The organism is Halomonas zincidurans B6, assembly GCF_000731955.1.
Taxonomy (GTDB): Bacteria; Pseudomonadota; Gammaproteobacteria; order Pseudomonadales; family Halomonadaceae; genus Modicisalibacter; species Modicisalibacter zincidurans.
Genome location: NZ_JNCK01000001.1, coordinates 782,036 through 803,457, shown reverse-complemented (window position 1 = coordinate 803,457; position 21,422 = coordinate 782,036). Strand labels below are relative to the sequence as shown.

The 21,422-nt window shown below is 64.4% G+C and carries 18 protein-coding genes; 1 reads left to right on the top strand and 17 read right to left on the bottom strand.

Annotation, left to right across the window (positions count from 1 at the left end):
- Positions 1-748: 748 nt before the first annotated feature.
- The 13 genes from ureG to HALZIN_RS0103745 all read right to left on the bottom strand — a co-directional run bounded on the left by ureG (position 749) and on the right by HALZIN_RS0103745 (position 13,943).
- Positions 749-1,384, bottom strand: a complete 636-nt coding sequence (gene ureG, locus HALZIN_RS0103805) for an urease accessory protein UreG (RefSeq protein ID WP_031382921.1) — start codon at positions 1,382-1,384, stop codon at positions 749-751.
- Positions 1,385-1,411: 27 nt separating this feature from the next.
- Positions 1,412-2,107: an urease accessory protein UreF gene (locus HALZIN_RS0103800; protein WP_031382920.1), complete on the bottom strand. Its 696-nt coding sequence runs from the start codon at positions 2,105-2,107 to the stop codon at positions 1,412-1,414.
- Complete coding sequence (ureE, locus tag HALZIN_RS0103795) at positions 2,097-2,645, bottom strand: urease accessory protein UreE (protein ID WP_031382919.1); 549 nt, start codon at positions 2,643-2,645, stop codon at positions 2,097-2,099. The genes HALZIN_RS0103800 and ureE overlap by 11 nt, the downstream gene beginning before the upstream one ends.
- Positions 2,646-2,756: 111 nt before the next feature.
- Entirely contained in the window at positions 2,757-4,460 is a 1,704-nt protein-coding gene (gene ureC / locus HALZIN_RS0103790) for an urease subunit alpha (protein WP_031382918.1), read from the bottom strand.
- A complete protein-coding gene (locus HALZIN_RS0103785; protein WP_031382917.1) occupies positions 4,457-4,780 on the bottom strand; it encodes an urease subunit beta in 324 nt (107 codons plus the stop codon). The genes ureC and HALZIN_RS0103785 overlap by 4 nt, the downstream gene beginning before the upstream one ends.
- 10 nt (positions 4,781-4,790) lie before the next feature.
- A complete protein-coding gene (locus HALZIN_RS0103780; RefSeq protein ID WP_031382916.1) occupies positions 4,791-5,093 on the bottom strand; it encodes an urease subunit gamma in 303 nt (100 codons plus the stop codon).
- A 125-nt stretch (positions 5,094-5,218) separates the two neighbouring features.
- On the bottom strand, positions 5,219-6,160 hold the full coding sequence (locus HALZIN_RS0103775; RefSeq protein WP_031382915.1) for an urease accessory protein UreD: 942 nt from the start codon (positions 6,158-6,160) through the stop codon (positions 5,219-5,221).
- The gene (gene urtE, locus HALZIN_RS0103770) at positions 6,157-6,867 is read right to left on the bottom strand and encodes an urea ABC transporter ATP-binding subunit UrtE (RefSeq protein ID WP_031382914.1); all 711 of its coding nucleotides are present in this window, start codon (positions 6,865-6,867) and stop codon (positions 6,157-6,159) included. Before urtE ends, HALZIN_RS0103775 begins: the two co-directional genes overlap by 4 nt.
- Positions 6,867-7,739, bottom strand: a complete 873-nt coding sequence (urtD, locus tag HALZIN_RS0103765; RefSeq protein ID WP_236254956.1) for an urea ABC transporter ATP-binding protein UrtD — start codon at positions 7,737-7,739, stop codon at positions 6,867-6,869. The genes urtE and urtD overlap by 1 nt, the downstream gene beginning before the upstream one ends.
- Entirely contained in the window at positions 7,736-8,788 is a 1,053-nt protein-coding gene (gene urtC / locus HALZIN_RS0103760) for an urea ABC transporter permease subunit UrtC (RefSeq protein ID WP_031382912.1), read from the bottom strand. Before urtC ends, urtD begins: the two co-directional genes overlap by 4 nt.
- Positions 8,785-10,437 carry an urea ABC transporter permease subunit UrtB gene (urtB, locus tag HALZIN_RS0103755; RefSeq protein ID WP_231663647.1) on the bottom strand — a complete coding sequence of 551 codons (1,653 nt, stop codon included), beginning with the start codon at positions 10,435-10,437 and terminating at the stop codon, positions 8,785-8,787. The genes urtC and urtB overlap by 4 nt, the downstream gene beginning before the upstream one ends.
- Positions 10,438-10,555: 118 nt before the next feature.
- Entirely contained in the window at positions 10,556-11,791 is a 1,236-nt protein-coding gene (gene urtA, locus HALZIN_RS0103750) for an urea ABC transporter substrate-binding protein (protein WP_231663711.1), read from the bottom strand.
- A gap of 349 nt (positions 11,792-12,140) precedes the next feature.
- The gene (locus tag HALZIN_RS0103745; RefSeq protein ID WP_031382909.1) at positions 12,141-13,943 is read right to left on the bottom strand and encodes an acyl-CoA dehydrogenase C-terminal domain-containing protein; all 1,803 of its coding nucleotides are present in this window, start codon (positions 13,941-13,943) and stop codon (positions 12,141-12,143) included.
- Positions 13,944-14,338: 395 nt separating this feature from the next.
- On the opposite strand from HALZIN_RS0103745, the gene HALZIN_RS0103740 reads away from it, so the two are divergent.
- Positions 14,339-16,006, top strand: a complete 1,668-nt coding sequence (locus HALZIN_RS0103740) for a BCCT family transporter (RefSeq protein ID WP_031382908.1) — start codon at positions 14,339-14,341, stop codon at positions 16,004-16,006.
- An 86-nt stretch (positions 16,007-16,092) separates the two neighbouring features.
- Here the strand turns inward: HALZIN_RS0103740 and HALZIN_RS0103735 are convergent, their stop codons facing one another.
- From HALZIN_RS0103735 to HALZIN_RS0103720, 4 genes are all read right to left on the bottom strand, one after another.
- On the bottom strand, positions 16,093-16,821 hold the full coding sequence (locus tag HALZIN_RS0103735; RefSeq protein ID WP_422723632.1) for a 3'-5' exonuclease: 729 nt from the start codon (positions 16,819-16,821) through the stop codon (positions 16,093-16,095).
- Positions 16,821-18,728 carry a DUF294 nucleotidyltransferase-like domain-containing protein gene (locus HALZIN_RS0103730; protein ID WP_031382906.1) on the bottom strand — a complete coding sequence of 636 codons (1,908 nt, stop codon included), beginning with the start codon at positions 18,726-18,728 and terminating at the stop codon, positions 16,821-16,823. The genes HALZIN_RS0103735 and HALZIN_RS0103730 overlap by 1 nt, the downstream gene beginning before the upstream one ends.
- A gap of 59 nt (positions 18,729-18,787) precedes the next feature.
- Complete coding sequence (cobA, locus tag HALZIN_RS0103725) at positions 18,788-19,678, bottom strand: uroporphyrinogen-III C-methyltransferase (RefSeq protein WP_051907360.1); 891 nt, start codon at positions 19,676-19,678, stop codon at positions 18,788-18,790.
- Between the two features lie 171 nt (positions 19,679-19,849).
- Positions 19,850-21,310 (bottom strand): sodium-dependent transporter, encoded by a 1,461-nt coding sequence (locus tag HALZIN_RS0103720; protein ID WP_031382904.1) that lies wholly within the window; start codon positions 21,308-21,310, stop codon positions 19,850-19,852.
- Between the last annotated feature and the right edge of the window lie 112 nt (positions 21,311-21,422).

Here is a 21,422-nt window from a genome sequence, read left to right as displayed (position 1 = left end):
GCGTTCATGGTGAGCGTCAGATATTAGCAACGCTTAATAAAAGCTCAGCCGATGGATGCCCAGCCAACGACCTGCGCGGGCCTGGATGGTTTTTATAAACCACTGTATTTAAATTGAATTAAAATAGATGGCACGCTTATGGCTAAGTTTTTAGCGAGTGAGCAACTGGGCGCCGGGCACGCTACGCCCGCGTAGCAAGCCTGGCTCTTCGTGACTCACTCAATGCGATGTGTGACTTAGGTTGCGATGAGACGGCACCGCCTTCGGGCAAGGAAGGGTGTCTAGGGAAAGGATTCCCCGGCAAGGATGCCACCTATCCAGCATGCTGCGTCATCGATAGGGCATGCCATCGGGGTGGCCGCGTCTACGCCAAGGCGACGAGGCATGCCCACTCCGGGCCTTCGGGCCAGCGACTACCTCGTGTTCGCATCTCCGATAGTTCCCTGCGTACTGGACCGCCACTGATGGCGGTCCTTTTTTGGTTCTTCGCGGATCAGCGTGAAACGTCAAGACCCCGCTATTGGGAATAAACTCCCTCCCACGCAAACCAGCCTGGATGGCCCACTGGAGCATGGGGACGCCGGTGGGAGGAAACTGGTTCGCGATTGGCGCCGCAGGCGCCCGGCATGGCCGGGGAGGTACAGTGCCCGCCGCCATCGCGAATAAATTCGCTCCCGCAAGGGCAAGGAGCTTGTTCGCGAAGGCAAAGAATGAGACATGACACTCTCCTGAACGGTATAAAAGGGGATCAGCTGACGGCACGCACGTCCGGACGGCGCTCCGGCAGCATGCCGCGATCGAGAATGAATCGGATGATGGTCTCGAGCCCCACCCCGTCGTGCAGATTGGCGAATACGAACGGTCGCTCGCCGCGCATCTTGCATGCGTCGCGGTCCATCACCTCCAGCGAGGCGTGGACGTACTCGGCGATGTCGATCTTGTTGATGATCAGCAGGTCGGACTTGGTGATGCCCGGCCCGCCCTTGCGCGGAATCTTGTCGCCGGCGGAGACGTCGATCACATACAGGGTCAGGTCGGACAGCTCGGGACTGAAGGTCGCCGAGAGGTTGTCGCCGCCGGATTCCACCAATACCAGCTCCAGATTGGGATGGCGGCTGTGCAGATCGTCGATGGCAGCGAGGTTCATCGAGGCATCTTCGCGAATCGCGGTATGCGGACAGCCGCCGGTCTCGACGCCTAGGATACGGTCCGCGGCCAGCGCATCGTGCTTGAGCAGGAAATCGGCATCCTCGCGGGTGTAGATGTCATTGGTGACCACCGCAATATCGTAATGGTCGCGCAGTGCCAGGCAGAGCTGCCTGAGCAGGGCCGTCTTGCCGGAGCCTACCGGGCCGCCGACACCCACACGCAAGCAATGATTCATGGCGTTACTCCTTCCTTAAATGACCGCTCAGCTACGAAATAGCCGCGAATATTGGGTTTCATGATGGGCGCTGGCCAAGGCTAGCCCCGGCAATGCCGGCCCCAGCTCCTCGTCCTCCAGCGCCAGGGCCGTGTCGACTGCCGCCACCAGCTGCGGTCGCAAGCGCTCGATCAGCCGCTGGGCGCTGGTCTGCCCCAGCGGCAGGGCCTTGCAGGCCACCGCCAGCTGGTTTTCCAGCCAGGCCCAGGTGAAGCCGAGCAGGCTGTCACGGACCGAGATACCCCGCTGCCAACTGGCGAGCGCGAACGTCGCGGCGTAAGTCGGGCGGGACGGCAGCGACGGCGCCAGCGGCAGCCGATCCAGCGAATGCAGCAGGCGCACCATGGCCTCACCGAGCCGGAAGTCCTCGGCGGCCAGCTCGGCGGTCTCGCGATTGGCCTGCAGCCAAGCGTTCCATGCGGCGAGGGCGTCTGCGTCGCCGGCCTGCCAGGCGTCGTACAGGCGCGCCAGTGCCGGCAGGTCGCAACGGGTCAGGCCATCCTCGAGCACGCCTGCCAGCCATTCGCCGAGGGTCACCTCGTCGCTCACCCAGCCCAGATCGAAGGCGCTTTCCAGCCCCTGGGACCAGGCGAACGCGCCGATCGGCAGCGCCGGACTGACCAGTTGCAGCAGGCCCAGCAGGGCCAGGTCGTCACTGCCGGCCTGGCTGGACTCAGTGGGCATGGCCGGGCTCGTGGTCGTGTCTATGTGACTGGCCATGATCGTGGTTATGACCGTGGGAATGTCGATGTCCGTGGGAATGATCTTCACCCTGCGAATAGGCGCCCGGCTCGGGGTCGAATGGCGCCTGGTGATGCTCGAGCGTCGCCCCCAGGCGCTCGGCGAGTTCCTCGAGCACGTGGTCCGGCGGGAAGCGCACCCAGCCCTGATCTCGTGAAGAGCGTTCGTCGCCGCCGATGGCCAGTTGCACGTGACGATTGCCCAGGTGATAGCACAACCGTGCCAGCGCCAGTGTGCCTTCGATGCGCGCCGTCACGGCCGGCTCGTCGGCCGCCCTGACCCGAATCACCTCGCCGCTTTCGGCACGCAACCCTTCGCCATCGCGCAGCACCGGGCCACGTTCGAGGAACAGTCCCAGCTCGCGGCCGGCATCGCTGACCGCCTTGAGCCGACCGCGCATCCGCGCCTCGAACGGCAGCGTCAGGGTGTCGCTCGCCGCGCTTTCATCTATCGGCCCCAGGCGTTCAATCAGTTTCAACATGTTTCACCTCAGCACGCAGGTCAGTGTGGGAGCGAATTTATTCGCGATTAGGGCAGCCGAAACCGATCGGGAACAAGTTCCCTCCCACCAAGAACTTCAGCCGTGATGGTTTTAAAATAAGTGATAACGCTGGGCCAGCGGCAGTTCCGTCGCCGGCTCGCAGGTCAACAGTTCGCCATCGCAACGCACCTCGTAGGTCTGCGGGTCCACCTCGAGATGGGGGCAGACCCCGTTGAGCTTCATGTCGGCCTTGCGCACGCCGCGCACGTCCCTGCAGGCCAGCAGCTCGCTCTGCAGTCCCAGGCGCTCGCGGATGCCGGCATCCAGCGCGGCCTGGCTGACGAAGGTCAGGCGCGTACGGCTGGCCGCGCGGCCCAGGGCGCCGAACATGGCCCGGTAATGCACCGGCTGCGGCGTGGGGATCGAGGCGTTGGGGTCGCCCATGGGCGCCGCGGCGATCATCCCGCCCTTGAGCATCATGGCCGGCTTGACGCCGAAGAAGGCCGGCTCCCACAGCACCAGATCGGCCAGCTTGCCGACCTCCACCGAGCCGACCTCATGAGCGATGCCATGAGTGATCGCCGGATTGATGGTGTACTTGGCGATGTAGCGTTTGGCGCGAAAGTTGTCGGTGCCGCGTTGGGTGTCTTCCGGCAGCAAGCCACGCTGCACCTTCATCTTGTGGGCGGTTTGCCAGGTTCGGCAGATCACCTCACCGACCCGCCCCATGGCCTGGGAGTCCGAAGCGATCATCGATATCACGCCCAGATCGTGAAGGATGTCCTCGGCGGCGATGGTCTCGCGGCGGATGCGCGAATCGGCGAAGGCCACGTCCTCGGGAATGTTGGGATCGAGGTGGTGGCACACCATCAGCATGTCGAGGTGTTCATCGATGGTATTGACGGTGTAAGGGCGCGTGGGATTGGTCGATGACGGCAGCACGTACGACTTGGCGCAGGCGGTGATGATGTCCGGTGCATGACCGCCCCCGGCGCCCTCGGTGTGGTAGGTATGAATGCAGCGTTCCTTGAACGCCGCCAGGGTATCCTCGACGAAGCCCGACTCGTTCAGCGTGTCGGTGTGGATGGCGATCTGCACATCGAAACGCTCGGCGACGCTCAGGCAGTTGTCGATGGAGGCCGGCGTGGTGCCCCAGTCCTCGTGCAGCTTGAGACCCATGGCGCCGGCCTCCAGTTGCGCCTCCAGCGCCTCGGGCAGGCTGGCATTGCCCTTGCCGAGAAAGCCGATGTTCATGGGCATGTCATCGACGGCCTGCAGCATCTTGCCGATATGCCACGCGCCCGGCGTGCAGGTGGTGGCGTTGGAACCGGTGGCCGGGCCGGTGCCACCGCCGAGCATGGTGGTCACGCCGCTCATCAGCGCTTCTTGCACCTGCTGCGGGCAGATGAAGTGAATATGCGCGTCGATGCCCCCGGCGGTGAGGATCTTGCCCTCGCCGGCAATGATCTCGGTCCCCGGGCCGATGACGATGTCGACATCCGGCTGGGTGTCCGGGTTGCCGGCCTTGCCGATACTCGCGATACGGCCCTGCTTGAGCCCCACGTCGGCCTTGACGATACCCCACCAGTCGACAATCAGCGCGTTGGTGATGACGGTATCCATCACCGCCTCGTCGAGGCGCTGGCTCTGCCCCATGCCATCGCGAATCACCTTGCCGCCGCCGAACTTGACCTCGTCGCCATAGTGAGTGAAGTCCTTTTCGACCTCGATCCACAGCTCGGTATCGCCGAGTCGCACACGATCCCCCACGGTGGGGCCGTACATGTCGGCATAGGCCTGACGCGTGATCTTCATGATTTATCTCCCTGATCCAGGTGCCCCATGACCTCTCCGCGGAACCCATAAATGTGGCGCTTGCCGACAAAGGGAATCAGGGTCACCTCGCGACGCTGGCCGGGCTCGAAGCGAATCGCCGTGCCCGCCGCCACGTCGAGGCGATAACCGCGCGTCTTGTCGCGGTCGAAGATCAAGGCCGGATTGGCCTCGGCAAAGTGGTAGTGCGAACCGATCTGGATGGGCCGGTCGCCGGTATTGGCGATCATGACGGTGATCCGCTCGCGCCCCGCGCAGAGCTCGATTTCGCCGTCCTGCAATTGGTATTCACCGGGAATCATCGACAACTCCTTACACAATGGGCGAATGCACCGTGACCAGCTTGGTACCGTCCGGAAACGTCGCCTCGATCTGTACGTCGTCGACCATCTCGGCCACGCCTTCCATCACCTCGTCGCGAGTCAGGATCTCGCGCCCGGCGCTCATCAACTCGGCGACGCTCTTGCCGTCGCGGGCGCCTTCCAGGATCTCGAAACTGATCAAGGCCACCGCCTCGGGGTAGTTGAGCTTGAGGCCACGGTCGCGGCGGCGTTCGGCAAGCTGCGCGGCGGAAAACAGCAGCAGCTTGTCCTTGTCTCTCGGGGTCAGTTCCATAACGCTCTCCTAAAATGTAAGAACGGCGCTTCGCGCCTTGAAGAAAGAAGTCACCCCATGAGACCCGGAGCCTGGGAGCAGACTTCTCTTCCCTCTTGCTTCTTCCGCCTTCCTTCTCCTGCCGGTCAGGTCATCCAGATCCGCGGCACACATGCCTCGCGCCCGCAGAGCCGGGGCCTCAGCACCTCCCATGCCTGCTGACACATCGCCCAGGCGGCATTGCGCTCATCGCCCAGGTAACGCAGCAAGAGCACGTCGAGGCGTTGGGTGACCGCCCAGTGCCGCGACGCCGGCAGTCGCTGCCGCAGGGCCTTCACCGCCGCCGCAGGGTCGTCGAGCCCCACTGCCCAGAGCGTCGCCTGTACCGTACTGCCGCCCTGCCCCCAATGGCCGTGGAAGCGCGGATGCATGGGATCGAGCGGTTGACGCTCGATCCATAGCGGGCATCCGTCGCGCGTCAACGCGAAGCGTTGCTCGACCCGCCCGCTGGCGAACGGCAACCGGCTGGCGGGACGCCCCAGCGCCAGGACTTCCCAGCCCACGCAGCATCCATCACCCTGCACATCCAGGGTCGTGCTCTGTACGCCACGCGCGCCGTCGAAACACAGGGTTTCCTGCGGCAACCATTCGAGCAGCGCGCCGGGCCGCACGGTCAGGTGCGTGTGCTGCCCCCAGCTCACGCCATGGCTATCGGCGCGATACAGCTTGGTCGCCGCCGGAGTGGTCAACAGGGCATGGGCGCCGCGCTCGGCCTCGATGTCGATGCGCAGCTCGTCGCCGCTGACCAGTCCGCCCGGCGGATGCAACAGATACACGTGGCAGGGCTCGGCATACGGAGGCTCGGGGATTCGGCCCGGCTCGGGATAGAACGGCCGTTGCACGCGCAGGGGGCCGTGGTGGCGCGTGTGGGTCATGCGCGTGCGTGCCTCGCGCGGGCGAAAGCCCAGCGACAAGCAGGCCGCCCAATGGCGCCGGGTGTCGAAGCGATGCCCCGAATCGCCGGATGGCGTCTTGCCCGGTGATTCGCCGGGAGATGCCACATGGCCGGGAACAGACAAGTCCGTCATACCGTCAGGTGCCGTTTGATCAGGTCATCGTCGAGTTCACCGATCTCGCCGCCGGCGACCGTCTGTCCCCGGTCCATGATCGTGAAGCGGTCGGCGTACTTGCGCGCGAACGGCAGCTTCTGCTCGACCAGCAATACGGTGAGCCCGTCCTCCTGGTTGAGCCGACGCAGCACCTCGCCGATCTGCGTGACGATATTGGGCTGGATGCCCTCGCCGGGTTCGTCGAGGATCAACAGGCACGGCTCGATCACCAGCGCCCGGCCGATGGCCAGTTGCTGTTGCTGGCCGCCGGACAGATCGCCGCCCCGCCGGTGGCGCATTTCCCTGAGTACCGGAAAGAGTTCGTAGATACGCTCGGGAATGCCTCGCTCCGCCTCGCCTGATACACGCTTGCGCCGTGCCGGCAGGCCGATGCGCAGGTTCTCCTCCACGCTCAGCGTGGCGAAGATCTGACGCCCCTGGGGCACGTAGCCGATGCCCAGGTCGGCGCGGCTCTCCGGACGCCGCTCGAGCAGGTTCTCCTCGGCGAAATTCAGCTGACCGGCGCGCACCGCCACTTCGCCCATGATGGCCTTGAGCAGCGTGGTCTTGCCCACGCCGTTGCGGCCCATCACGCAGGTACAGCGCCCCGCCGGCACCTCCAGCGAGAGATCGCGCAGGATATGGCTTTCGCCGTAATACTGGTTGAGCGTGTCGACGCTGAGCATCACTCTCCCTCCCACACGTCGGACGACGCGTCACCACCCAGATAGACCTCGATCACCCGCGGGTCGTTGGCGATTTCGTCCATGCTGCCCTCGGCGAGCACGCTGCCCTGATGCAGCACGGTGACGGTACGCGCGATGGAGCGCACGAAGCCCATGTCGTGCTCGACCACCACCACCGATTGCTGGCCGGCCAGGCGCGTCATCAACTCCGCCGTGCGGTGCATTTCCGGCTCGGTCATGCCCGCCACGGGCTCGTCGACCAACAGCAGGCGCGGGCGCTGCATCAGCAACATGCCAATCTCCAACCATTGCTTCTGACCATGCGAGAGCACGCCGGCCAGCCGCTCGCGCTCGGCACTGAGGCCGATGGTCTCCATGACCTCGTCGATACGCTCGCGCCCCTCGTGGTCGAGCCGGGCCAGCAAGGTCTTCCACACGCGCCGGTCGCCGGCCATCGCCAGCTCGAGGTTGGCGCTCACCGACAGCGCCTCGAACACGGTGGGTTTCTGGAACTTGCGGCCGATCCCCAGGTTGACGATCTGCGGTTCGTCCATCTGCAACAGGTTATGGCGGCTGCCGAACCAGGCCTGGCCGCGATCGGGACGCGTCTTGCCGGTGATGATGTCCATCATGGTGGTCTTGCCGGCGCCGTTGGGACCGATGATGCAGCGCAGCTCGCCGTCGTCGATGGTCAGGTTGAGATCGTCGATGGCCTTGAAGCCGTCGAAGCTCACGCTGACATCCTCGAGGTAGAGAATCGGCCCGTGACGCACGTCGACGGGGGAATCCGCCGGCGCCATGAAGTCGAAGACGCGATCGGGACGCGCGAACTCGCGCAGGCGTTGCATGCGCTGCGAATCCATCATGCTCATGCGGTCACCTCCCGACGCCGACGCAGGCGTGCCATCAAGCCCGCCACACCCTGCGGCAGGAACAGGGTGACCACCACGAACAGGCCGCCCAGCAGAAACAGCCAGGCGTCAGGCATCACCCCGGTCAGCAGCGTCTTGAGATAATTGACGACCAGCGCGCCGAGCAGCGCGCCGTACAGCGTGGCGCGGCCGCCCAATGCGACCCACACCACCACCTCGATGGAGAACAGCGGCGCGAAGGTGCTCGGGTTGATGATGCCGACCTGTGGCACGTAGAGCGCCCCGGCAATGCCCGCGATCATCGCCGACAGCACGAACACCGCCAGCTTGACATGCTCGACGCGATAGCCGATGAAGCGCACCCGTGCCTCGGCGTCCCGGGTGGCCATGCACACCCGCCCGAGCCGTGACCGGGTGACCGCCTTGCAGCCCCAGAACGCCAGCAGCACGGCCACGCCCGAGGCCACGAACAACGCCACGCTCATGCCTTCGCTGGCGAGCGAAAAGCCCAGCAGCTCATCGAACCGCGTCAGCCCGGTGCTGCCGCCCATGTCCATCTCGTTGCGGTTGAAGGCCAGCATCAGCGCGAAGGTCAGCGCCTGGGTGATGATCGAGAAGTACACGCCGGTGACCCGCGAGCGAAACGCCAGCCAACCGAAGATCAGCGCCAGCAGCCCCGGCGCCAGAACCACGGCGAGCGCCGCCACGGGAAAGTGGGCCAAGACACCCTGCCAGGGCGCCAGCGGTGCCTGCTGCGCGGTCAGATAGAGCCCCATGGCGTAGCCGCCCAGGGCGAAGAAGGCCCCGTGGCCCAGGCTCAGGATGCCCAGGTAGCCCCAGATCAAATCCACCGCCAGCGCCAGCAGCATGTAGGTCAGATACTTGCCCAGCAGCGAGACGACGGAACCGTCCAGGTGCCAGGCATGCTCCGGCGGCAAGGCATGGAGCACAACCACCGCCAGCATGCCGACGATCAGCACGACGCTGGTGATCCAGGTCGAGCGCTCATCGAGCAAGGAATTGCGTTTGAACATCGTGGCGAGACTCATGATGTCCGCCCCTTGGGCGCGAAGAGGCCCTGCGGACGTTTCTGGATGAACAGGATGACGCCGATCAGCACGATCACCTTGGCCAGCACGGCACCGACCCAGGGCTGCAGGACCTGATTGATCACCCCCAGCGACATGCCGGCGACCAGCGTGCCCCACAGATTGCCGACGCCGCCGAAGACCACCACCAGGAAGGAGTCGACGATATAGCTCTGCCCCAGGTTGGGCCCCACGTTGGTGATCTGGGACAGCGCCACGCCCGCCAGCCCGGCGACCCCGGCGCCCAGGCCGAAGGTGAGCATGTCCACCCGCGCGGCGCGCACGCCCATCGAGCGTGCCATGGCACGATTCTGGGTCACCGCGCGCACCTCCAGCCCCAGCCGGGTGTAGCGCATCAGCGCCCACAGCGCGGCGAACACCACCAGGCAGAAGAGCAGCACGCCCAGGCGGTTGAGGGTCAGCGACAAGGCCTCGTTGACCTGCCATGCGCCCTGCAGCCAGTCCGGCGAGTTCACGCGCCGATTGAGCGGCGAGAACACCGTGCGCACCAGTTGTTGCAGAATCAGGCTGATGCCGAAGGTCGCCAGCAACGTCTCGAGCGGGCGCCCCTTGAGAAAGCGGATCACGCTGCGCTCGATGAGAATCCCGAATGCGCCCGCCACCAGGAAGCCGCCGGGGATCGCCAGCAACAAGGCCAGCCCCGGCTGCCCGGGCAGAACCTGCTGGATCATCCAGGTGGTGTAGGCCCCCAGCATGATCAGCTCGCCGTGCGCCATGTTGATCACCCCCATCACCCCGAAGGTAATCGCCAGGCCAATCGCCGCCAGCACCAGCACGGACCCCGCGCTCAAGCCGAAGAACAGCGTCTGGCCGCGCTCGTACCAGGCACGCTTGCTCTCGATGCCGGCCAGCGTCTCGCCGGCCTGGGCAGCGATCGGGGCGTCGCTGGCGGCGATGGTAGAGAGCGAATTGCGCACGCGGGTGTCGAGATTGCCGCGCAGGGTCGCCAGGACCGCGGCATCGCCCTGCTCCACGCGATACAGCGCCAGCGCGGTTTCGATCTCGGCGCGTACCGCGGAACTCTCCTCGTCGTCGAGTTGTGCAGCGACCGCGTCGACGCTTTGCGCATCGACCTCGCCGATCAAGCGCTTGGCGGCATCGAGACGGGTCGCCTCGTCGCCCGCGTCGAGCGACAGCGAGGCGATCAGGCCCTGCAACTGGGTACGCATCGCGTTGTTGATGCGAAACGCATCGACGCGGCGACGGGAGCCGGTGCCGGCGTCCTCGAAGGTGATGGCATCGATGATCGGCCATTCGCGGCCGCTATCATCGGTGATGATGTAAAAACGTTCGCCGCGACGCTCGCGTCCCAGACGGCCGTCGAGCAAGGCCTCGAGCCAGCGCGTTTTCTGGGCGGCGTCGCTGGCGGCGATGGCCTGGGCGGCCTCGGCCTTGGCATCGAAGTCGTCGGTGTCCAGCGCCTGCAGCAGGGCCTGGGCACGCTGTGGCGTCACCTCGGCCTGCACCGGCGAGACGCCGACAAGCCACACCAGCAGTACGGCCACGACCGTCAGGCAACGCCGAAGACCGGTGCTGGCTTGCGATCCGATCACGATGCCAGGTCGCATCTTCGCGTGAGTTGGCGTCATCGAAGGATTCCTTCTCGCGCCGCGACGGTCGCGGCGCACGATTCGGGAGCGCCCCGTTCTTCAGGGCGCCTTGACGTGAAGGAAACGGCAAGGCGCAGGTCGCTTGCCATGGGCGTGCTTACTCGGCGCCGTCTTCGCAGGTCATGGTGTCGACATTGAGCTTTCCGCAGCGCAGCGGGGTACGCCAATCGCTGATCAGGTTCTGCGACTCGGGGAGATAATCGGACCAGGCGTCGCCGGCAATGGTGCCAGCACTTTCCCAGACCACGCTGAACTGACCGTCATCCTGGATCTCGCCGATCATCACCGGCTTGGTGATATGGTGGTTGGGCATCATCGTTGCGTAGCCGCCGGACAGGTTGGGCACACTGACGCCGATGATCGCTTCCTTGACCGCGTCGACATCGGTGGTACCGGCCTTGCGCACCGCTTCCAGCCACATGTTGAAGCCGATGTAGTGGGCCTCCATGGGGTCGTTGGTGACGGCGTTCTCGTCATCGGTGTAGTCGATCCAGTTGTCGATGAAGTCGTAGTTGGCGTCGCTGTCGACGCTCATGAAGTAGTTCCAGGCCGCCATATGCCCCACCAGCGGTCCGGTATCGATGCCGCTGAGTTCCTGCTCACCCACCGAAAAGGCCATGACCGGAATGTCGGCGGCACTGATGCCCTGGTTGGAAAGTTCTGTGTAGAACGGCACATTGGCATCGCCGTTGATGGTCGAGACCACGGCGGTCTTCTTGCCCTGGCTGCCGAAATCCTTGACCTCGGCGACGATCGACTGCCAGTTGCTGAAACCGAACGGCGTGTAGTTGATCATGATGTCGTCGTCGGCGACGCCGTGATCCTTGAGGTACGCCTCGAGAATCTTGTTGGTGGTGCGCGGATAGACATAGTCGGTACCCAGCAGCGCCCAGCGCTCCACGCCCTGGCTCATCAGGTAGTCGACCGCGGGAATCGCCTGCTGGTTGGGCGCCGCGCCGGTATAGAAGATGTTCTCGGAAGACTCTTCACCTTCGTATTGAACGGGATAGAACAACAAGCCGTTCTGTTCCTCGACCACCGGCAGAACCGCCTTGCGCGACGCCGAGGTCCAGTTGCCGAAGATCACGTCGACCCGGTCGTCCCCGGTCAACATGTCGCGTGCCTGCTCGGCGTACAGCGACCAGTCCGAGGCCGGGTCCATCACCACCGGTTCGAGCTGCTTGCCCAGCAACCCGCCGTTTTCGTTCTGCTGTTCGATGAGCATCAGCAGCTCATCCTTCAGCGTCGACTCGCTGATCGCCATGGTCCCGGAAAGAGAGTGCAGGATCCCCACTTTGATGGTGTCTTGCTGGGCGAAAGCGGGGAAGGACATGCCCAGGGACACCAGCGAGGCGCCAGCCAACCAACGAAGGGAAACATTCAGCTTTTTCACGGCAATCTCCTTGCGAATGATTGTTATAGGTATCCACGACACCGAATAACGTCGCGTTACCCCTCGCAAGGCATGTGCCAACCTAGTTTATTTCGCTTATTTACCCTATTAATCAGTATCTTATACAATATATGCCGCTCACCCCCTTTTCTTCCATGCACCATTGTTGTTCAACGCACCTCTTTCATGCACCACCACGACGACAACCTGCCCATCAGATGCATCAATTCGGGCAATTGAAAAAACCGGCCTCAAGAGGCCGGGGTCGTATCCTGTACTTTCAAGCTCATCATTCGGGATAGAAGTCCTCTTCGGCCAGATTCATCAATTCCTCGGCGCCCGCCTCGATCTGTCGTTCCAGGGCTTCGATACGCGGCAACATGCGTGTCAGGTAGTGACGGCCGACCGCCAGCTTGGTCCGGTAGAAGCGCTCGCCGACGCCGCCGTCTTCGCCCAGCCCGCGCTGTGCGGCACGCATCATCTTCCACCACATCCAGGCGTAGGCGACGTGGCCGAGCAGGTTGAGGTAGTCGACCGCCGCCGCGCCGAGCTCATCGGGGTGCTTCTCGCTCCGCCCGAGCACGCGGGTAGTGACGTTCTCGAGCAGCACCAGCGCCAGCGAGATGCGCGTGTGCGAATCGCGCAAGTCGGGCCCGGCACGCTCGCCGAGATCCTCGCGCATGGCCGCGACGAATTGCACCAGATAGCGGCCGCGGTTACGGGCCAGCTTGCGCCCTATCAGGTCCATGGCTTGAACGCCGTTGGTGCCTTCGTAGATCATCGCGATACGCGCATCGCGCACGTACTGCTCGGCCCCCCACTCCACGCAGTAGCCGCTGCCGCCGTAGATCTGCTGAGCCTCGACCGTCGACTCGAAGCCACGATCGGTGAGAAACGCCTTGGCCACCGGGGTGAGCAGTGCGACCAGCGCCTCGGCCTCGTCACGTACCGCCCCATCGGGATGGAACTTGGCACGATCGAGCTGCTGCGCCACGCAGGCGGCAAAGGCGCGCCCGCCCTCGTTCCAGGCACGCACGTTGAGCGCCATGCGCCGCACGTCGGGGTGCACCAGGATCGGGTCCGCGGGCTGTTGGGGATATCGAGCGCCGCCCGGCGCGCGGCTCTGCAGGCGCTCGCGGGCGAAATCCATGGCGCTCTGGTAGGCTACCTCGCCGAGCCCCAGCCCCTGGATGCCGATCGATAGCCGCTCGTAGTTCATCATCGTGAACATCGTCGCCAGGCCCTGGTGCGGCTCGCCAATCAGTACGCCCTGGGCCTGGTCGAAATGCATCACGCAGGTCGCGCTGCCCTTGATGCCCATCTTGTGCTCCAGACCGCCGCAACTGACGCCGTTGACATCGCCCAGTGCGCCATCCTCGGCGACCTTGCGCTTGGGCACCAGGAACAGCGAGATGCCCCGCGTGCCCTCCGGCGCATCGGGCAACCTGGCCAGCACCAGGTGGACGATGTTGTCGACCAGGTCGTGCTCGCCGCCGGTGATCCATAGCTTGCTGCCGCTGATCGCATAGCGCTCGTCGCCGATGGGCACGGCCCGTGTCTTGATCAAGCCCAGGTCGGTACCGCAGTGCGGCTCGGTCAGGCACATGGTGCCCAGCCACTCGCCGGCGTACATCTTCGGCAGGTAGCGCTGCTTGATCGGCTCGGAGGCGTGGTGGTCGAGCAACAGTGCCGCCCCGGTATTCAATGCCGGGTACAGCGCGAAGCTGGCGTTGCTGGCGTAGAGCATCTCCTCGAAGGCCACGGTAAGCAGCTTGGGCAGCCCCTGGCCGGCATAGTCGGGGTTGCCGCCCAGGCCGAACCAGCCCCCCTCGGCCAGGGTCCGCTGGGCCTCCTTGAAGCCCTTGGGCGTGGTGACCCGGCCCGCCTCGAAGCGACAGCCTTCGGCGTCGCCGCTCTGGTTGAGCGGAAACAGCTCGGCCTGGGTGACCCGCGCTCCTTCCTCCAGGATGGCCTCGGCAAGGTCGGGGGTGAGCTCGGCGGTTGCGGGCATCGCGGCCCACTCCTCACCAGCCTGAAAAACCTCGTTGAGCACGAAGCGCATGTCGCGCAGCGGCGCCTGGTAGCTGGCCATGAAACACTCCTGAAACGGTTGGCGGAAAGGTACGGTTTGCCTGAATACACGCGGCAGCACAAGAATTCAAACGATCGATTGGATACTAGTCCATTACCCCGGTCGGCTTATAGCCCGACCTTCGCCCGGCGCCGTTTGGCCGACACCGCGCCGGTGGCATGCCGAGCGCATGAATAAACGAACGCCGGACGGCGACAAAACCAGGCCCCGCTTCCGGTAGCAACTGTCGCCACTTTGCGTCAGGATAAAGGCACCAATTGCGCTCTCATTTTGCAGCGTCGCGTGACATGACACACGACGCCATTGATGCTTTGTCAGTTGGTCGCGCAATCTCGGCCTGGCCGGCAACGCCGCCAGCATACGCTTCGAACATCACGCCGAAACGGAGATGCCCTATGGCTGAAAATCCCAACAGGCAGAACGAGTCGCCATCGCCGGAAAGCCAGGAAGGCATTCCGGCGCCGACCGGACGCTCGGACCTCATCGATACCGACTATGTGATCGGCCAGGACAACCTCACCACCCGCCGGTTTGGTGTGGATGTCGACCTGCACGGCAAGGTCTTCTCGATCTCCGCCTTGCTGATTCTGTTCTTCGTGTTCATCACCCTGGCTCTGCCGGACCAGATGGGCCCGATCTTCAATGGCGCCAAGAGCTGGCTGACCGGCAACCTGACCTGGGTGTTCCTGTTCGCCGCCAATATTTTCGTGGTGCTCACGGTCGTGCTGATCTTTACACCGCTGGGCAAGGTGCGCATCGGCGGCATGGAAGCCAAGCCGGACTTCAGTTACGCCGGTTGGTTCGCCATGCTGTTCGCCGCGGGCATGGGCATCGGGCTGATGTTCTACGGGGTTTCCGAGCCCATCACCCACTTCGGCACTTCGATGGCAGGCACCAGCGTAGAAGGTGGCGTGCGCACCGACTGGGCCCCGTTGGGTGCTGCCGCGGGCGATCAGCAAGAGGCCATCTCGCTGGGCATGGCGGCGACGATCTTCCACTGGGGGCTGCACCCCTGGGCGATCTATGCCGTGGTTGCCCTGGCCCTGGCGCTGTTTTCGTACAACAAGGGGCTGCCGCTGACCATGCGTTCGATCTTCTATCCGATCCTCGGCGAGCGGATCTGGGGGTGGCCGGGCCACGTGATCGACATCCTGGCGGTGTTCGCCACCCTGTTCGGCCTGGCAACCTCGCTCGGCCTGGGCGCTTCCCAGGCCTCCGCCGGCTTAAACTATCTGTTCGACACGCCCAACAACAACGTCACCATGGTGCTCCTGATCATGGGCATCACCCTCGTTGCGCTGATGTCGGTCATGGCCGGCGTCGACAAGGGCGTGCAGCGATTGTCCCAGGTCAACATGGTGCTCGCCTTCCTGTTACTGGCCTTCGTGATCGCCGTCGGACCGACGCTGATGATTGTCACCGGCTTTTTCGAGAATCTGGCGAGCTACCTGGCCTATCTGCCCGCGCTGTCCAATCCGTTCGGGCGTGAGGACGTCAACTTCAGCCAGGGCTGGACCGCCTTCTACTGGGCCTGGTGGATCAGCTGGTCACCGTTCGTCGGCATGTTCATTGCCCGGGTCAGCCGTGGCCGCAGCGTGCGCGAGTTCCTGATCGCCGTACTGCTGGTGCCCTCGCTGGTGTCGGTACTGTGGATGACCGCCTTCGGTGGCACGGCCATTCATCAACTGGTGGCCGACAATTTCGAGGGCGTCAAGAATGCCGCGCTCGAACTGCAACTGTTCGTGATGCTCGGGCAGCTGCCGTGGACTAGCGTCACCTCCTTCGTGGGTATCGTGCTGGTGATGGTGTTCTTCATCACCTCGTCGGATTCCGGCTCGCTGGTGATCGACTCAATCACCGCCGGCGGCAAGGTCGACGCACCCAAGCCTCAGCGCGTGTTCTGGGCGCTGATCGAGGGCGCCATCGCCATCGCGCTGTTGCTCGGCGGCGGCCTGACGGCGCTCCAGGCGGCGGTGATCTCGACCGGCCTGCCCTTCACGCTCGTGTTGCTGGCGGCATGCTATGCCATCGTCAAGGGGCTGATGAGCGAGCCACGCGCCTAAGCGTATGGCGCGCTCTCCATGAGAGCGCCACTGCCCATGAGAAGAGCGGCCCGCGGGCCGCTCTTCTTTTGCCTCGATCAAACGCCTCAGCGCCAGAATGTGCTCACCGGGGTCTGCCAGGAATAGTGGCGGGCAACCTGGGCCTGCAGCAGCTCGGCGGTGGCCAGGGCGTCGCTCAGCGCGTGATGACCCGTATAGGCCGGCAGATTGTAACGCTGGCGGCTTTCGTGCAGCCGGACCGATGCCGGCGGCCGCCCCACCAGACGCCGCAGCCACAACCAGCGCCGTCGGCGGTGACGCAGCGCTTCCAGCGACATGGTATCGATCATCGGGAACAGCAGATGCTCGTCGATTCGCTCGTGGATCGCCGAATCGAGGAATTCGCGTTCGATGGGCCGGTAGTGAACCACCGCCAGCCGTCCGGCCAGGCAAGCCAGCAATTCATCGAGTATGGCTTCCAGATCCGGCGCGTTGGCCACTTCCGAGTGGGTGATATGGTGGAACGTCACCGACTCGGCGCTCAGCGGTCGGCGTGGCGCCACCACCCAATAGCGTGCCTCGCTGAGGCGGATGCGCTCCAGCGTGAACGCAATCAGGCCGATGCTGACGATAGCGTGGCGACTGGCATCCAGTCCGGTGGTTTCAATATCCAGCGCCACCAGCGGCACATCACCGATGGGTGTCGCCGCCTCCGGCGTACCGGCGGCGTAATAGCGCGCGAGACGCGGATCGCGGGTCCGGCTTGCCCGCGAGGCCAGGTACGCCGGCCAATCGGGTACCTGCTGGCGCAGCCGGGAGAACAGGCGCATCACCATCAGCGCGACTTCGACGGCATCGGATAGCGAAAGCCGAGAAACTTCTGGGCATGGCTCAATACCTCGAAGGCATCCTTGAGATCCCGGCGCTCGCGCCCCGACAGGCTTTCCGGCTCGACGCTGTTGTCGGTGGTGTCCTCGTCGTGCTCGATGTCGTAGGCCTGGTGGCGGATGCGCACCATCGACAGCAGCTCGAAGGCATAGCGCAGCCGCTCGTTGACACCCTCGGGCAACAAGCGGGTACGGGCGATGTCGTTCAGCCGGGCGAAGGTATTCTGGGCTTTCGAACCACAGGCCAGCGCATGGATCCTCACCAGGTCGACCAGCGGTGCCGTGCCACGCCGTTTGAGATTGATCGACTGACGATGCTTGCCGTCCTGCTCCATCACGAAGGTGCGGAAGAAGCCCAGTGGCGGCGTTCGCCCCAGCGCGTTGCGCGCCATCGCCGCAAGGAACACCGGACGTTGCGGCGCGCGTTCGGCGATCAGATCCTGCAACTGCTCGACGTAGGCGGCCTCGCCATGCACGCTGGTCAGATCGAAGAAGATCGAGCTGTGCAACAGCCGCTCGGGGCTGGGCTCGTCCATCCATTCATTGAAGTAGCGCTTCCAGACCTTGAGTGGCTGACGCCAGCGTTCATGGGTGGCCATGATATCGCCCTTGCAATAAGCATAACCGCAGGCCGCCAGGCCATCGCAGACGAACGCCGCCAAGGCCTTGAAATAGCCGTCGTGGCGCCCAGGGTCGAAGCGGTCGTCGAGAATCAGCGCATTGTCCTGGTCGGCGGTGATGGTCGGCTCGCCCCGCGCCATGGAGCCCAGCACCATGAAGCAATAAGGCACCGGCGGCGGCCCCAGCTCGGCCTCGCCAAGCTCCAGCAGACGTCGCGCGAAACTGCGCCCGATGGTCGCCAGCGCCTGCCCGACAATTTCCGAGTTGGCGCCATCCTTGACCAACCGGGCAAAGGCGGTGCGCACTTCGCCACTCAGTGCCGCGAGCTGCGTCACGTCGGTCTGGTGGAAGATGTTGTTGACCAGATACAGGCTGCTGTGAGTCTCGTAGCGCACGATATCGGAAAGATTCAGCACCCCGACGGGATGGCGGCGATGCAGGACCGGCAGGTGCTGGACATTGTTGCGCAGCATGCAGAGCATGGCCTCGTAGACCGATTCATCCGACTGAATGGTGATCGGGTCATGCGACATCACCTCGCTGACTGGCGCCTGCGGCGAGATGCCATCGGCCAGTACCCGTGTGCAGAAGTCGCGGTCGGTCAGGATACCCGCCAGTCGCCAGGCCTGATCGTCGCGCCCGGTGAAGGAATGCTGCCAATCGCCGCCGGGGGCATCCAGCACCAGCACGCAGGTGGTGTTTTCCTCGCGCATCTGCTGAGCAGCCTGTTGCAGGGGCGTGCCGGCCTCGACCAGCACGGCCTGACGGTGGATCAGCTTGCGCACCCGGGTAGTCAGCAGCTCGCTGCCGCGATGCTGCTGCTCCACCGTGGCCTTGAGCCGCTGGCCGCCGGTATCGACGAAGTCCGAGAATTCGTCGTTCTCGTCGCAGAGTTGCTGGAACAGCGTCTCGGGAATGAAATAGACCAGCGAGTCCTCGAGCGCACGCACCGGAAAGCGCACCCGATTGTTTCGCAAAAGGTCCGAGTAACCGAAGATGTCGCCTTCGCTCAAGCGGTTGAACAGGCTCCCGCTGCGCTTGAACATTTCCACCGCGCCGCTGCGCAGATACCACAATTCATGGATTGGCTGGTCCTTGACCAGCAGCTCGGTACCGGCCTGGAAATAACGAACCTCCACCTGCCCCGCGACGCGATCCAGCAGCGCGTCGGGGAGCGTGTCGAACGGCGCGAACTGCGCCAGGTGATCGCGGATGTCCAGCTGTTCGATGGTCATGACGGCCTCGTCCATGGCGTCGGGGGTAGGAGTCATTTTCGAGAGCGCCCCGACGAGCGTCAACCGCCATCGGACATCGCTTCGTCTAGGCCGTCGGCATCGCCCTGCGGCGACGGATGCTTGCCATGCTCCCAGCCCTGGCTCGCCGCACGGGCGCCATCGAACCAGGCGAGCCGCGCGGCCAACGACACCACGCTGCCGACGACGATCAGTGTCGGCGGATGCACCGGCCCCTGGGTGAGACTGGCGGGAAGCGTCGCCAAGGTGCCGACGTGCAGGCGCTGGCGGGCGGTGGTGCCCTGCTCGACCAGCGCCAGCGGCGTCTCGCCAGCCAGGCCGTGCGCGCGCAGCTCGCGGCGAATCACCTCGAGGCTGCCCAGCCCCATGTAGAACACCAGCGTCTGCTGCGGCCGGGCCAGCGTCGGCCAGTCCAGGTCGCTACTGCCGTTCTTGAGATGGCCGGTGACGAAGCGTACCGACTGGGCGTGATCGCGGTGGGTGAGCGGAATACCGGCATAGGCCCCGCAACCCGAGGCGGCGGTGATCCCGGGGATCACTTCGAAGGCGATGCCGGCGTTAGCCAGCGTTTCGAGCTCTTCGCCGCCGCGACCGAATATGAACGGATCGCCGCCCTTGAGGCGCACCACCCGTTTGCCCTGGCGCGCCCAGTCGACCAGCGCCTGGTTGATATCCACCTGCGGCAGGCTATGCCGCGAACGCGCCTTGCCCACGTAGAGCCGCCTCGCGGCCGGGTTGGCCAGCGCCAGGATCTCGCTGCTGACCAACCGGTCATGGAGGATCACCTCGGCGACCCGCAGACGCTTCAGGGCCTTGAGCGTCAACAATTCGGGATCGCCCGGCCCCGCTCCGATCAGGCAAACCTGGCCACGCGGGAAGTCGTGCAACGCCGACGAGGCGGCCAAAGATTGCGCGGTGGGAGTGTCGGGCATCGGTCAGCTCTTATAACTAAACATAAGCAAAGGCTCTTCTATTAGGCGCAAAAATAATCATCGCGCGACGACTATGCCAGTAACGTCTGGTTGCCAGCTTATAACCCAGGCCCTGCAACGCAAACGCCCCGGCCAGGGACCGGGGCGTTCGTGGTCCGTATCAGCGACAGGCTAACCGGCCAACTGTCGCTTGAGCCGCGGACTGAGCAACTCGCCGATCAGCGTGATCGCCACCAGCACGGCCAGCAGCCAGGGCCACTGGCGTCCCATGTCGAGCGCCATCAGGCCCAGCGCGTCGATAAAGATCAACACGATGCCCAGCGGGCTGACGTAGCGGATCATGAACAGCCATAGCGCGTACGGAACACGGCCCATCCCCAGCTCGGAGCGGAAGACCTCGTTACGCAGGAAGAACCCGGCCAGCAGCGCCATGCCCAGTCCACCCAGCGGCATCATCCAGCGCGAGGTCAGATAGTCCAGCCAGTTGAAGAAGTTCTTGCCGCCGAGCGTCCATTCCGCGCCGACGTTGAACGACAGCATCGCCAGGCTACTGACCAGCCACAGCACGATTCCGGTAGCCCAGGCGGCCTTGGCCCGGGAAATGCCCTTGCTCTCGTTGAGCCAGGCGACCGTCGCCTCGATCATCGAAATGGCCGAGGTCAGTGCCGCCAGGGTCAGCATGACGAAGAAAATGATCGCGAGCAGCGTGCCCAACGGCATCTGCTGGAAGGCCAGCGGCAGGCTCATGAAGATCAGCCCCGGGCCGCTGGCCGGATCCATGCCGCTGGCGAAGATGATCGGAAAGATCGCCAGCCCCGCCATCAGCGCCACCAGCGTGTCGAACACCGCCACGGTGAAGGTGGTGCGGGCGATGGATTGGCCATCCGGAAGATAGGAGCCATAGGTCAAGATAGCGCCGGAGGCCAGGGACAAGGTGAAAAACGCCTGGCCCATGGCCGCCAGCAGGCCTTCGCTGGAGAGCTTGCCCAGTTCGAAGGTAAACAAGAAGCGCAGGGCCTGGCCGAAGCCGCCGGAGAAGATGGCATAGAAAATCATCAGGGCAAGGATGAGCACCATGCCCGGCATCATCCAGCGCACGCTCTTCTCGATGCCTTCCTGTACGCCCTTGCCGACGATCAGCATGGTAGCCAAGGTCACCAGGGTGCTCCAGACTCCCAGATTCCAGGGATTGGCGTTGTTGGCAGCGAAGATCGCCGCCATGCCCTCGACGCTGTCGGCGCTCAGTCCGCCGGTGATGGCCTTCCACAGATACGACACCGACCAGCCGGCGACCACCACGTAGAACGACAGGATCATGAAGCCGCACAGCATCGCCATCCAGCCGATCAATGCCCAACCGCGGCCATGCCCGGACTCGCGAGCCACCCGCCGGATGGCGTCGATTGGACTGCCGCGACCACGGCGGCCGAAGCCGATCTCGAGCATCATGATCGGAATGCCGATCGCCAGGATGCACAGCAGGTAGACCAGCACGAAGGCGCCGCCCCCGTATTCGCCGGTCATGTAGGGAAACTTCCAGATATTGCCCAAGCCCACGGCCGAGCCGGTCGCCGCCAGGATGAAGCCCCAACGGCTCATCCAAAGATTGTGGGGTTTCTCTCTCGTCGTCATGAAATACCTTAAAGTTTGTTGTTGTGCCGATGGAGCGCCGCGCAGCGTGGCACAAGCCGGCAATTGTAGCGTTGTTGGCTCAGCTGTCATCAATGATGCCGGCGTTCATGGT